10 protein-coding genes, 1 tRNA gene and 1 pseudogene are annotated in these 13,446 nt (G+C 41.3%); 8 read left to right on the top strand and 4 right to left on the bottom strand.

The features are described from left to right. Positions 1–79: 79 nt before the first annotated feature. On the bottom strand, positions 80–904 hold the full coding sequence (locus JI65_RS04035; protein WP_191014099.1) for a hypothetical protein: 825 nt from the start codon (positions 902–904) through the stop codon (positions 80–82). 152 nt (positions 905–1,056) lie between these two features. Between JI65_RS04035 and JI65_RS04030 the strand changes: the two genes are divergently transcribed. Together JI65_RS04030 and JI65_RS04025 are read left to right on the top strand one after the other, a co-directional pair. Beyond that, on the top strand, positions 1,057–1,839 hold the full coding sequence (locus tag JI65_RS04030; protein ID WP_191014098.1) for an arginyltransferase: 783 nt from the start codon (positions 1,057–1,059) through the stop codon (positions 1,837–1,839). Positions 1,840–1,877: 38 nt separating this feature from the next. Continuing rightward, positions 1,878–2,378: an NAD(P)H-dependent oxidoreductase gene (locus tag JI65_RS04025; RefSeq protein WP_191014097.1), complete on the top strand. Its 501-nt coding sequence runs from the start codon at positions 1,878–1,880 to the stop codon at positions 2,376–2,378. A gap of 197 nt (positions 2,379–2,575) precedes the next feature. Here JI65_RS04025 and guaA read toward each other — a convergent pair whose 3' ends face one another. Then, positions 2,576–4,456: a glutamine-hydrolyzing GMP synthase gene (guaA, locus tag JI65_RS04020; protein WP_191014096.1), complete on the bottom strand. Its 1,881-nt coding sequence runs from the start codon at positions 4,454–4,456 to the stop codon at positions 2,576–2,578. A 90-nt stretch (positions 4,457–4,546) separates the two neighbouring features. Then, positions 4,547–5,188, bottom strand: coding sequence for a TatD family nuclease-associated radical SAM protein (locus JI65_RS04015; RefSeq protein ID WP_191014095.1), 642 nt, complete (start codon positions 5,186–5,188; stop codon positions 4,547–4,549). Between the two features lie 486 nt (positions 5,189–5,674). On the opposite strand from JI65_RS04015, the gene JI65_RS04010 reads away from it, so the two are divergent. Together JI65_RS04010 and JI65_RS04005 are read left to right on the top strand one after the other, a co-directional pair. Next, positions 5,675–8,470: an insulinase family protein gene (locus JI65_RS04010; RefSeq protein ID WP_191014094.1), complete on the top strand. Its 2,796-nt coding sequence runs from the start codon at positions 5,675–5,677 to the stop codon at positions 8,468–8,470. A 29-nt stretch (positions 8,471–8,499) separates the two neighbouring features. Then, positions 8,500–9,129 carry a 5-formyltetrahydrofolate cyclo-ligase gene (locus JI65_RS04005; protein ID WP_191014093.1) on the top strand — a complete coding sequence of 210 codons (630 nt, stop codon included), beginning with the start codon at positions 8,500–8,502 and terminating at the stop codon, positions 9,127–9,129. Positions 9,130–9,311: 182 nt separating this feature from the next. On the opposite strand, the gene JI65_RS04000 is transcribed toward JI65_RS04005, so the two are convergent. Next, a tRNA-Asn gene (locus JI65_RS04000) sits at positions 9,312–9,384 on the bottom strand. Positions 9,385–10,056: 672 nt separating this feature from the next. On the opposite strand from JI65_RS04000, the pseudogene JI65_RS17740 reads away from it, so the two are divergent. The 4 genes and pseudogenes from JI65_RS17740 to JI65_RS03980 form a co-directional block, all read left to right on the top strand. Then, positions 10,057–10,245: pseudogene (locus JI65_RS17740) on the top strand (RHS repeat domain-containing protein); the annotation flags it as partial. 589 nt (positions 10,246–10,834) lie between these two features. Continuing rightward, positions 10,835–11,302, top strand: a complete 468-nt coding sequence (locus JI65_RS03990; protein WP_191014092.1) for an Imm26 family immunity protein — start codon at positions 10,835–10,837, stop codon at positions 11,300–11,302. A gap of 379 nt (positions 11,303–11,681) precedes the next feature. Beyond that, positions 11,682–12,260, top strand: a complete 579-nt coding sequence (locus tag JI65_RS03985; RefSeq protein ID WP_191014091.1) for a hypothetical protein — start codon at positions 11,682–11,684, stop codon at positions 12,258–12,260. Continuing rightward, a complete protein-coding gene (locus tag JI65_RS03980) occupies positions 12,253–12,678 on the top strand; it encodes a hypothetical protein (protein ID WP_191014090.1) in 426 nt (141 codons plus the stop codon). Before JI65_RS03985 ends, JI65_RS03980 begins: the two co-directional genes overlap by 8 nt. Positions 12,679–13,446: the final 768 nt, after the last annotated feature.

Here is a 13,446-nt window from a genome sequence, read left to right as displayed (position 1 = left end):
AAGCGCCAGTTTTTTTTCAAAAACTGGCGGGGGGCGGCAAAATCAACTTAAACTCTAAAACTAAGTTTCGCCGCCCCCGTTATTGCTCATTATTATAATCGTGCCTATCTACAGGAAGGCCTTCAATGCTTGCAAAAAGTTTTTTATTGAGAGATACAGAAATATAATTTCTTATGTGCGAAAGAACTTTTTTGTCAATATTCATTCTGAACATAAAGACAGCCGTAAAATTTACGCCATCAGGCTTGAGCATCTTTACATCAACATCAACACTGTACTGTTTGCCAGCAAGCACAAGAACTGCATGGGAAATTTCCTGTTTTCCGGCGAGAATATTATAATTTTTTCCAGGAAGCAACGCTGCAACGCCAACCGCCGAAATATCAATCAGCTTGAGTTTGTGCATAATAGTATTTTCCGTCCAGAAAAATTCAGCAGATTTATCATCTTTGCACGACGCACGAAGATACTGTCTTAAGCCCTTTACTTTTAGCTGATCCATCGCCTTGACTATAAATCTAAAAGTCTCCTCATCCTCGCCATCCGCGTGCATGTTAAAACCAGCTTCGAGCGGCAAAGAAGACTTAAAACTGTCAATTGCGTTCGCCTTCATTTTTTCAGAAATCGCCCCGAATTTTACAGACGCAAGTCCGGGATTTCTTGCAAAAGATTTTACAAAATTTGCCCAACCAGTGTAAGTCAACTGAGCATCAGGATTTATAAAACATATTGAATCAGGATTTTTCAAAAAAACATTTTTCGTAATTTTATAGTCAGTCAAAACATAAACTTCATATTCCATTGTACGAAGACGCTCGATTATATATTGCTCAAGAGTATAAGATGGGTTCAAGAAGAAAACTTTTTTTCCGTAAATCGCGGTCTCAGATTCGTTAACAGGCATGTTCTCCTCCAAAAATGAATCTTGCAGATTTTTATTTTATCACGATGCCATCAACGTAAAAATTTGACATCGACTTATTATAAACTATGAATTAATATAAAACAAATACTTTCAGATTTTTTTTCACTTAATTTTAAGTTTTGGGGATAGTTATGAATTTATACAAGTCGCCTTGCGGATATTTTGAGGGAAAAACCTCCGAAGCTGATATTTTTTTGTTTCCGGCCCCCGACGAATCGTTGCATATCGTGGGAAATGTGGCAGAACCGCAAAAAGTAGCTTTTGATTTTTTACTGAGCGAAAGTTACAGGCGGAATGCCGACATAATTTACCGCGAAACCTGCCCGAACTGCAAAAAGTGCGTAGGAATCAGGGTGCGCCCGGAAGATTTCATTCCGTCAAAAAGTCAGAAAGCCGTGCTAAAAAAGAATCAGGACATCGAAATAAAAATCACTAAAAATCCAAACGATTTTTATTCATCAGAAAAAATTCGCCTGCTTCAAAAATATGACAAAAGGCACGAGCCGAACAAAGAAAAAACGCTCAGGGAAGTTGAAGAAGAACTTTTGATGATGAACGGACTTATGTCTATAGATGGAAAACGATTGGACTCACCGATTTTTTGCGGAACGTTCAACATGGACTATTTTCTTGACGGAAAACTCGTGGGAACAAGCGTTCTTGACGAAGGAAAAACTTCGCTTTCGGCAAATTATTTTTTTTACGATACAGATGAAGAAATTATGAAGCGGAGTCTTGGAACTTTTTCGATTCTGCAGGAGATTTTTTATTGCGCGAAAAACTGCCTTGATTTTTATTATCTTGGCTACTGGATAGCAGACTGCAAAGAGATGAGCTACAAAGCCCATTTTAAGCCGCACGAACTCAAGGATTCGGAAAGCGGAGAATGGAAATTATGCGGAATTCAGAAGTAAATTACTGGCATTGGAAAATTTGACTGGAGGATTTTTATATGATTCTTTTTGTGAATGCTTGCGTCAGGAAAAACTCACGGACGCTTGAATTGGCTCGCCCGATTTTGGCGAAGTTTCCGCAGGACGAAATTGAGGAAGTGAATCTTGAAAAAGAAGAAATCTTGCCGCTAAAACGGGAAAGTCTTGATTTTAGGAGCGAGCTAGTTTCAAAAGGCAATTACTCAAACGAAATTTTTAAGTACGCAAAACAGTTTGCAAAAGCCGAAGAAATCGTAATCGCCACCCCGTTCTGGGACATGTCTTTTCCTGCGATTTTAAAGATTTATTTTGAAAACGTCTCTGTCTCGGGGCTTACTTTTTATTACAACGAGCAGAACGAAGCCGTAGGCTTGTGCAAAGCAAAAAAAATCACTTACGTAACCACAGCCGGCGGCAAAATCTACTACAACGGCGGTTTTGAATACGTTAAGGGCTTGTGCAAAAATCTTTTTGGCATTCAGAAATACGAATTTGTGGCAAAAGAAAACCTGGACGTATAGAAAATTAATAATTATCAGGCTGAATTTTGAGTTTTCTGGCATGAAGGCTGAGAACTGTGCTGTAATATTATAGACGAGATGCCGAAATAAATTCGGCATGACGAAGTTTTTAGACGGGCTCACCCGCAAGTTTTCTAACGAAAACTTGCGGAGCGCGGCAAAGTAAACTTAAAATCTCAAAGTAAACTCTTCCGCGCCTACTCCCAGCCAAAAGTTGCAGGCGGTTTGTTGGTCGCGTCGATGAACAATGCGTCAACGAAAGGCAATTCAGAAATTTTTCTTGCAATCTCTGTAATCACACTCTTTTCGAACCAAGCAAAACGCGCTGTCATTACATCCTCGCTGATTACTGGACGAAGCACGAAGCTTGCGTGATCTTTTTGAGCCGCATAAGGCAAATCAATCGTAAGATGCTGGAAAATCTCGTGGTACAATCCGTTTTTGTGAAGTTCCGTCAAAACGATGTTATCAACTTCCCGGAGCTGGTCAAGACGAGCTTTGTCGCAATATCCTTCCTGCAATTTAAAATCCTCGTCCTTCAAAGCTGGCTTTTGGTACAACTTGATTACCGTGCGGTTAAGGTAAGTCGCACTGTTCGTAATGCTAGAAGAAGCAGACTCAACCTTCTCACGTTTCTCTGGATAATGGAAGAAACCGTCGCCCTCATCCGCAAAAGTAAGGCAAGCCGGGAATCTGTACGTTCTAAAATCCCCCTGAACGCCAACAGAACGAACAGGAAGAACCGAACGCTTCATGCCGGCAGTGCATTTTGGACAGAACTGAGTGATTTGAACTCCGTCAAGCTCTTTCTGAGCCTTTTCAAACTCTTCTTTGTCTTTTTCGGAGAAGTTTCCGTCGCTGCAAAGAACGTTGATTGAAAGCCCCGGTCCTGGGAAAGGATGACGCATAACAAGCTCGTCTGCAAGCCCGATTTTCTTTCCGATTGAGCGAACCTCGTCTTTGTAAAGGTCCTTAAGCGGCTCGATAATCATTCCGGCTGCAATAAGTTTTTGAATTCCGTCAACGCGGTTGTGATGCGTTTTGATTGTCTTTGAGTTTTTCGTTCCGCCCGACTCGATGATGTCCGGGTACAAAGTTCCCTGAGCGAGCATCCATTTTGATTCATCAAGATTCTGTGCTTTTACAACAGCGTCTCGAACGGCAATAAAGTTCTCGCCAACCGCCATACGTTTTTTCTGCGGGTCGGTAAGTCCGCGAATCGCCGCAAGAAAACTCTCGCTGGCATCCTCAACAATAAAATTATTGAATCCGTGGTCGTGATAAGCCTTTGCAACGTTCTGAGACTCGTTCTTTCGCATAAATCCGTTGTCAATGTGAAGGCCGAGCACGCGCTCCTGTCCGAGAGCTTTGTTCAAAAGTGCGAACGCAACTGTAGAATCAACTCCGCCGCTCAAAAACAAGAGAACGTTCTTGTCGCCGGCGTCCTTTTTGATATTCTCAAGAATTACGTTCAAAACGGTGTCTTCGTCCCAGTTTTTCTTCATTCCGCAGATTTGCGCGAAATTCTCAAAAATCTTGTTTCCCTCCGGCGTGTCTTTAACTTCACAGTGGCACTGCAAGCTGAACCGCTTTTTTGAAAGATTCTGCACGGCCGCAAAAGGACAGTCTTTCGTAGTTCCGATTACTTCAAATCCCTCGCCCAAAGAAAGAACTCCGTCCTGATGGCTCATCCAAACCTGAGTCTCCGGCGAGATGCCCTTAAAAAGCGGAGACGACTTTCCTGCGTCGGTCTGCGTCAAATGTGCGATTCCGAATTCCCCAACCTCGGCTTTGCCAACGTTTCCGCCGTAAGTTTTTGCCATGAGCTGATGTCCGTAGCACAAGCCCAAAACAGGAATCTCCAAGTCAAGAATTTTCTCATTGAATTCAGGGACGTTCTCTTCATAAACAGAGCTAGGTCCGCCGCTCATAATCACGCCCTTAGCATTCTCAAAAACGGAAAGCTCCGCGGAAGGCAACGCAATCTCTGAATAATATCCCAGCGCACGGAATCTTTTTGCAATAAGATGTGCGTACTGAGAGCCAAAGTCAAGAACAACGATTTTTTCTCGCGACATAATTTTCTCCAAGTAAAAAGGGGAAGCCCCTGCTTTTTGCCTAGAAATTATAGCCGAAAGCAGATGAAAATACTATAAGCCGAGAAAAGGTTAGGATTTTTCGATTATTTCAAACTCGCGGATTCTGTGTTCGGCACCGATTTTGTGGCAGATTTCTGTGCATTTTTTTTCGTCCTCGGCAGAAATCGTGGTCGCAACGGTGGAGAGAACGACTCGCGGAACAAATTTCGTGCAGTCGCTGGCGAATTTTATAAGAGCGGCATGAGATTTTTTTCCGAATTTTGGGCGAACGGTCTTTTCGTAAATATCGGGGTCGCTCGAATTCAAGCTGATTGAAACTACGTCAAGTTTTCCTGCCAAGAGCGGAGCTATCGATTTTTGATTCACCAAATCGCCAAGGCCGTTAGTGTTCAATCTTGTGGGCTTTTTTAGCTCTTTTTTTATAAACGCCGCAACTTCAAGAAGAACATCAAGACGCTCGGTCGGTTCGCCGTAACCGCAAAAAACTATTTCTTTGTAATCCGCAAACTCTGGCTTTTTAGACTCCTCTTTTAAGGCCGCAATAACTTCCTGAGCGGTTGGCTCTCGTTCAAGCCAAAGAGTGTCAACGTTGTCAAACTCAGCCCTTTCGCTGTTACGAATGCAAAAAGTGCACGCACACGGGCACCTGTTAGTCAAATTGATGTAAAGTCCCTCAAATTCAGGATACAAAATCGTAAAGCCCTTTTTCATAATTCATCCCGTTTTTTTGATTTTTGTAGAAATCCTAAGACTTACAGATTTTTTTGTCAATTTAGCAAAGTTCCACTTCTTGAATTCCGAATTTCAAAAAATTGACAAACAAAGGCAAGTAGCGTAATATATAAAACAGGGACGTTCGCGAATGAGCGACCGCCTCCGTAGAGTTAATTTTAATTGCCCACCGAAGTTGGTAGCTTGCAAGGCGGGCTATTTTTTGCTCTTAAACCTATTTGAACAGGAAAGAGAGCAGTTCTATAACTAAAGTGATAACAGCAATGACTAGCATAGCTTTCTCATATTTTGTCATAGACAGCCTCCTTCATCCATGAGAAATCGGAGGCAAGCCGCCACAAATCGCAAACGTCCCTTATATAATGTATACTACACTAATCACATAAAAACGACAAGTCAACATATCCATAAAAACAGCCCCACAGAATTATTTAAAAATTTACGAATAAATCCTATAATCCTTGTATGAAAAAATTTCTTCTTTTAATGGCATCAATTTTTATTGCCGCAAAAATATTCGCATTCTCGAACGAAGACATAAAAAAATTCACATTCGAAAACGGACTCGTAATGTACTTTCTGGAAGACAATTCCAGCGCAACGGTTCGCACGGAACTTTTAATCAGAACTGGAATCAGCTCTCAAAACGAAAAGAATCAGGGACTTTTTACGCTTTACGCCCGACTCAAAAATCTCGAAATCGGTTCGGACACAATCCGACTCGTAAAAACAGTGGCTCCCACCGACAGCGAAAAAGCATTTCTCGAACTTTCAAAAGCGCTCAGCCCGCTCAATCCGAGTGACGCAAAAATCAGGGCAGAAACAAAAAAAATGAACGAGGAATTAAAAGAATATTCTTCGAGCGTCGGAGGATTCATAAATTCCGCAATCGAAGCAAAAATGTCACCGACAACTCCGTGGAAAAGCGACAGCGGAATCTCGCCAGAAATTTTTGCCGCACGTTCAGTTGCCGCAACAAGGACGATACTTTTGCAAATCGAAAAAAACTTTTTTACCGCAAGGAATTCGATTTTGTTGGTGAGCGGAAACATTTCAGCATCTGCGGCAGAAAAACTAGCCCAAAAATATTTCGGTTCGCTGCCAAATGCACAAGAATCTGACGAAGAAAACTTTCTCTACAAAAAAAATCGAAACGCTCTTAAAAAATACAAAAATACAAAGTCCGCAAAAAAATTCGTTCTTCACGACACGGATTTTAGCGACGAAATCACGCAAATTGTCGTTGAATACACTGATTTTTCACGGAACGAGTGCGATATTCTTGCCGCAACGCTGGACGAAGATTTTTCCGCGTTCAAAGAGTCTTTAATCAGCGAGAAAAACCTCGCGATTCGCGGAGCCGAATACGCAAACGTGGCAAGCGCGCAAAAAAAAGGCTCATCGCGCCTGATTTTTCAGTCACTCCTAGAAAAAACAAAAATGAATCCTGCCGAGCAAAGCGAGCTTTTCTTAAAAAAAATCAACGCGCAGAATCTTTTGAGCCAATTTTATCTTGATTTTGAACTCTCAAAAATAAAATCAGAGCGAACAAAAAAAAGCGACGATTCAAAAGAATTTATGGAAGAACTTTCGCTCTGGCTCACCACGCAAAACGACGAATCTTCGTTTTTTTCGCGGGAAAGCGACCTTGCAAAACTTTCGGCGGACTCGCTCGCGAAAAAACTTGCTTCAAGCGAGCCTTACGTTTTTGTAATCGTCAACAGCAGAACATACAACAAATACGCCAAGAATTTTAAAAAGGCTGGTTACGAAGCCGTAACATCAAAAAACGGAGCCTGGTACAGGCAGGATTTCTACCAGAATCTTCTAAAAGAAAAAATCAATCAGCCTTCGCAGGAAAAAATCGAGGCAATTGATTTTGGAAAAGAAATTTCAAAATCGGCGAGCAAATTTATAGAAGAAAACCGCAAGGCATTCTCAACATTCACGCTCAAAAACGGAATTCCAGTCGTGGCAAAACGCACAAAATCCGCAAAAACGGTTTCTTTCACAATCTCGATTCAGGGCGGAGACTACATGTTTGCCCCAGAATACATCGGTCTTGCCACCGTCTTAATCGACGCAATCGCGGTGAACATCAGAAATCAAATCGACCTGCTCTACATGAACGGATTTATAAAGGGCCAATACGACGTTTCGGCAAAAACAGGCAGCTCAAGCGCATACATAAACGTTACTTGCGCCGCCGAGGAATTCGTTCAAATCATAAATGCAACTTCGGGCGCCTTCGTTTACGGAGACATAACTCCAGTCCTTGCAGACGGAATCACTTACGACGAACGAACGCAGTGGCGACTCAAAAAAGGAACTAGCGAATTTCAGCTTCTGAGCGCAGCGATAAAACAAATTTACAGCAAATCAAATTATCCGATGCTTTTTGATGACAAAAACGACAAGCCTTCAAAAATGGATTTTTACAAAATTTCCGAAGTTTACCCGCTCTACCTCGATTCTTCAAGATTTTCGATTGCGCTTGCGGGCGGAATAAAAAAGGATTCCGAGCTAAAAGAAATCTTGAACAACGCATTCGGGATTCTTGAAACGCACGAAGAAACTGCGGCAAAGCCAGCGAATATTCCGGAGCCGGATTTTTCCGCAAAAACCAAGCGGATTCAGCTCACGCACCTATTTTTGACTGACGTTGCGGCCGAAGACGCAGGTCCGCGCCCTCAAATTCTCATTCCGACCACAAAATTCCTAGACCCGGTTCTGTACGTTCTTCCGTCGCCAGAAATTTCTTCCACGGATTCGGCACTGTTCAATGCCCTTCTCTACGAGCTTTCCGAGAGAATCGCAAAAAAGGCGAAAAAGCAAAATCCAGAAATCAGCGTAAAAATTTATCCGCCGGAAAAAGATTTGCCTTTCGCACGGATTTCGATTTTGAACGTGGAGCGCACAAATTCCGTTGACAAAGCATACAAAGACGCGGTGAGCGAACTGACCGAGGATTTACGAAAACTCGTCGCGCAAAAAGATGAAGAAGCCCGCGACCTTCAAAAAGCCGAACTTGTCGAACGGATGGAAAATCTTTGGATTCTGAACAATCTTTCGGACGTTCAGTCTGCGCTCGGCACCGTAAAGTTGATTCAAAAAGGATGCGAGCTTAAAAACCCAAAACTCTATCTTGACCAGTACGAAGCCATAGACAAAGCTCTGCAGGACGATTATTTCGTAATCGCGCAGGCTTGGCTCGAAAAGATTCCGCCAATCCGAATTTATTCAGCAGATTCACGAAAATAGGAAATAAAAAAATTGGGGAGTAAAATTTTATGGAAAATGATTTTTGTTTGAATGTTATCGAAGAAAAAAACGCTCTGCGAAAAAAAAACAGGCTCGCCCTAAAAAATCTTTTTTCCTTTGGCGCACCAACAGAAAATTCACTTGCCGCAAACGAGCGAATTATAAACCTTAAAAGTTTTTCTGAATCTCACATCGTGCTAGCTTTCTTGCAGGCCGGAAACGAAATAAGCTGCTCCAAAATCATTGAAGAGGCCCGCAAGCAAAATAAAATTCTCGCAGTCCCAAGAATTCGCCCCGGCACTTCCCTAATGGATTTTTTCGTCCTAAAAAATGATGTTCCGCTCCACGCCCAAACAGAAATCGGCTCTTACAATATTTTGGAGCCGCTCACCACGCTCAAAAAAATTGAGCCGGAAAATCTTTCAGAAAAAAACGTCTTCGCCGTAATTCCAGGTCTCGGCTTTACCAAAAACGGCGAAAGACTCGGCAAAGGCAAGGGATTTTATGACCGCTACATTCCGACAATAATCGCAAAAAAACTCACTTTATGCGGTCTTTGTTTCGACTGCCAAATCGTTCAAAGCATTCCGACCGACTCCCACGACATAAAAGTTGATTTTGTCGCCACCGAATCAGCCTTGTTGCGCACCAGCATTTAATACCTCAGCTAACAGGTCGAATGTCGATTTTTTTAACAACTTGCCTTGTAAAAATCTAGGGCGTCCGCCCTAGATTTTTGGTCTAATTTTTCCCAAAAAATTGAACCGAATATGTAAAGGTCTGTATTTGTAAAACAGTAAAAGGGAAATAAAAAAGCCATCCGATTGGATGGCTTAACTTTCGACCCCTGCTGGGCTTGAACCAGCGACACACGGATTAACAGTCCGTTGCTCTACCGACTGAGCTAAGGGATCAGATTTTATTTTGTTGTTTACTAGTCGCTAGCGAACGATAGATATACTATTCTCTTTGAATAAAAGTGTCAATAGATTTTTTCAAAATAAATAAAATTTTTTGATTTTTTTTATTTCTCCAAAAAGCCCAAAAATCAAAACGGCATAAAAAAAGACTTGATGAAAAATCACCAACTCTTTTAGCGCGATGTGCGGGACTTTGCTCGGCAAACGTGGATGCTGAATCGAGTTCAGCCTGACCGACAAGATTTGTACGACCGTTCTAGACAGTCAGGTGAGACCATCCTAGCTAGGCTTGTGTGACCGTCCTTGCTAGGTTTGTGAGACCATCCCGGCTAGGTTTGTGTGACCATACTGGCCAGGTTTGTGTGACCATCCTGGCTAGGAATGTGTGACCATCCTGGCTAGGAATGTGTGACCATCCTAGCCAGTCGTGTGTGACCGTTGGCATTCCAAACCTGCTTCGAAGTCCTTCATACAAAATGTGCAGTATAGATGCCGAAATAAATTCGGCATGACGCAATTTTTTAGACAAACTCTCCTTAGCGGTACTGTCATTCCGAACTTGATTCGGAATCTGCGCAAATCGGTGCCAATCCAGTTAAGTTCTGCAGAATTGAATCAACCAAGTTTTATACTGTTAATACTCATTTAAGAATTGTAATTTAGTATAAAAAACGCATGTGGATTAGCACAGACCCTGCTTTGGGAGATCACATCCCTGTTGCGCCTACAAATGACGAGGCAAAACAGCATAATTCCAAATTGCCGGGCATGGGCGGTGTGTTTAATCACATCAATCTCAATTGTTACCACTACGCGGGGAACAACCCGGTGCGGTATACCGACCCGGATGGAAGGGCTGAAGCTAACGTATTTGCTTATTCAAGATTTTCTTCCGATATGGGGTTTGGATACACAGGTAGTGCAACTTGTTTTGGTGGCATTTGCGGAGGGGCCTACGGTGGAAATATCCAACTTCCTCAAACAGTTTTAAAGGCTTCTGCAGTAGTAGGCGCCGGGGCTGCGGTAAAAACTGCTGTTAAAGCAAAGCAAGAGACAAAACTTTATCTGACATACACAATGACCAATGATGAAGGGGTTGTATATTCAGGACGAGCTAGTGGATATGGAACTCCTTCTGAAGTTTTAGCGAAACGGCATAAAGATCATCATATGGCAAAGCAAGGATTTAAGAATGTGCAGATTGATAAATTTGCCTATGGAGAACAAGGCAGACTTGCGATAAGAGGCCGGGAGCAGCAGCTTATAGATAAAAATGGCGGTGCGCAGTCTGATACGATAAATGGTCACAAAGGTACATCTGGTAATGCAATCAGGGGTGTAAGCAAATTTAATCCACTGGGACCAGCATATCATGAAGCATCAAATAAAGCTTTTGGTAATATTGCACCTTATACAGGATTTGGAAAAGTTCAGGAGTAAAAAAATGGCGAGAAGAAAGAAAGTTGGCGATATATACAGATTTGATTTTGATGAAAAATTTCATTGTTATTGTCAAATTTTGGAAGCAGATGATGTGGCTTTTTTCAATTATTATTCAGATTCTGAAGATGACGATATAAATGAAGTGATTGAAAAGGACGAGGTCTTTAGAATCTGGCTTGACCGAGATTGCTTAAAAAGTGATAAATGGAAAATTATTTGTAATAAGGAACTTGCGGAAAAAAGAAAAACAATTTTCTATAAATATAATAATCCAGCAGGCGGAACTGATTTTTTTATTTTCAAAAATGTAAATAATGCAGTGTTTACTAAGGTTGACCGAGAACAATGTTTTGGTTTGGAATTAGCAGCTGCATGGATGGAGTCAGGAGTAATAGATAGATTGAATTATTCTTTTTTTGGAAAACCTCTTCCAGAGAATATAAAAAAGGATATTCCTTTTTATGAATAATATTGTCATCGTCGAAACTGTAGTCTCTTCTCCCCCCAAATCGCGATTTGTAGGAATACCAAAAAATCCACTTTCCCCCGGAAAGCCCACCACAAAAAGCGCCTTTTCCGGGGAAATTTAAGGATTGCGCTACATATAGCGTAGTTTTTACCGTTCTAAAACCGCTCGAATCAACTGACGAGTGGTTTTAGAATTTTTCGAGGACGGAAGTTTTCCGCCGATAAAATTTTTTATGGAGGAGTTAAAATCCTGAGCTGATTTTTGTCTTTATGGAGCCTAAAAGCGGATTTTTGGCGTGAAAATGCCTGAAATCCATTGAGATTCGTGGGCTGTCACTCCAATCAATCTCAATTGTTACCACTACGCGGGGAACAACCCGGTGAGGTATACCGACCCGGATGGAAGGGAAAATGTCTATTTCATTTTTACATTTGGCGAAGATAACGACAAAATGTTGCTGTCGGAAATATGGTCCCAATTTGGAAATTTTACGGGTTCAATTTTGTCTGGTGTTAGTGCAAAAATGATAATTCGTGGAACCCGAAATGATATAGTACAAGCCGTTCAAGATCCTGAATGTTATGCCGTAATTACAAGCGGCCATGGCCGTAAGAATGGTAGCATTTGCACTTCAGATAATTTGGATTTTTCACCAAGTGATATTGACAAAAGTAAACTTAGTAAAAATCTTAAGCTTGTAATATTTGAAAATTGCCATCAGGGGAACTTTGAAGAATCGTGGGAAAAGGCTTTTGGAGGAAACGTTGATGTGGTTGGCTGGAAAGGAACTACTGATACTCTCGAAACTATATCCTTTAACACAATTGGTATATTTGATCGACAAGAGAAAAGTTTGCCAGATTATTTATATGATATTAGAGCTTGTGTTTGGAAGGATAAGTTTGAAAATGCATGGAATAATCTTAATAATTTTTTTAAGGAGGCGTTTTGTGATTAACAAACGGATAATCGTATTTTTTTCTTTATTGCTGTCATGTACATTCTGTTTCTCAAACGAAATTAAATCAATAAAAGTTGAACTAAATCAAAGAGGAAACGAAGGTAAAAACATTGTCATTTATGACAGTGAGAAAGAGCCTGCTGCTTATCCTTTTGTGATTTTTAGAGACTCATTGACTGGTTGGGGTAAAAAAAATGGTTGCCCGAAACTTAGTCCTCTGTTAGTTCCGAAGTCACTTCCGTCCGAAGGTATATACACTGTATATATTACGACAGATGAAAACAATACAACGCAAAAATTCCGTATTTTGAATTTCCAAGCAATGCAAGACCTGCAAACGAAAGTTTATTATAAAACCGATTTCCTTCAATATCTTTATGAATATATGGCAATAAAATATTTGCAGACTTTATAAGATTTATAGTTAAGAGGAGGCAATCGATTTTGTTTAGTAAGTTCACTCAGTCTGTTTCAATAAAAGAATTCTGAGTGAACTTGGTTGATTCCTGTCTCGGAATTGCAAAAACTTTTGGATGAAAAAATAGTACCAACGCTTCTTCCCCCCAACAAATCGCGATTTGTAGGAAGAACAAAAAAATCCACTTTTCCCCGGAAAGCCCGCCACAAAAAGCGCCTTTTTCGGGGAAAATTAAGGATTACGCTACATATAGCGTAGTTTTTGCCGTTCTAAAACCGCTCGAATTTTCTGACGAGTGGTTTTAGAATTTTTCGCGGACGGAAGTTTTCCGCCGATAAAATTCTTGATGGAGGATTTTAAAACCTGAGCCGATTTTGTCTTTCTGGAGCCAAAAAGGGGAATTTAAGGCACGAAAGTACCTGAAATCCGTTGAGATTTGCGGGCTGTCAGTCCAATCAATCTCAATTGTTATCACTACGCGGGGAACAACCCGGTAAGGTATGTGGACCCGACGGGCGAGTTTGCGATACCAGTTATTCCTATAATTATAGGGCTTTGTGTTACATTATTATGTAAAAGTTGTGACTATGACCAACCATCATCATCTGGGTACACTGTTTATGGCGATGACGACATCTATCATTTTGGGAATTCCTATGCGGAACCAGATTTTTCTAAGAAAAAGAAATCGGATTCAGAGGAGCCTTCCCCGATGCCGGAAAATGGTGCAGCGTCAGCGTCTCCAAGCCCCGCTCCAAATGGAAA

It is taken from the genome of Treponema zioleckii (genome assembly GCF_014737315.1).
Lineage (GTDB): Bacteria > Spirochaetota > Spirochaetia > Treponematales > Treponemataceae > Treponema_D > Treponema_D zioleckii.
The sequence above is the reverse complement of the archived record's forward strand: the minus strand, read 5'-3'. Positions and strand labels throughout refer to the sequence as shown.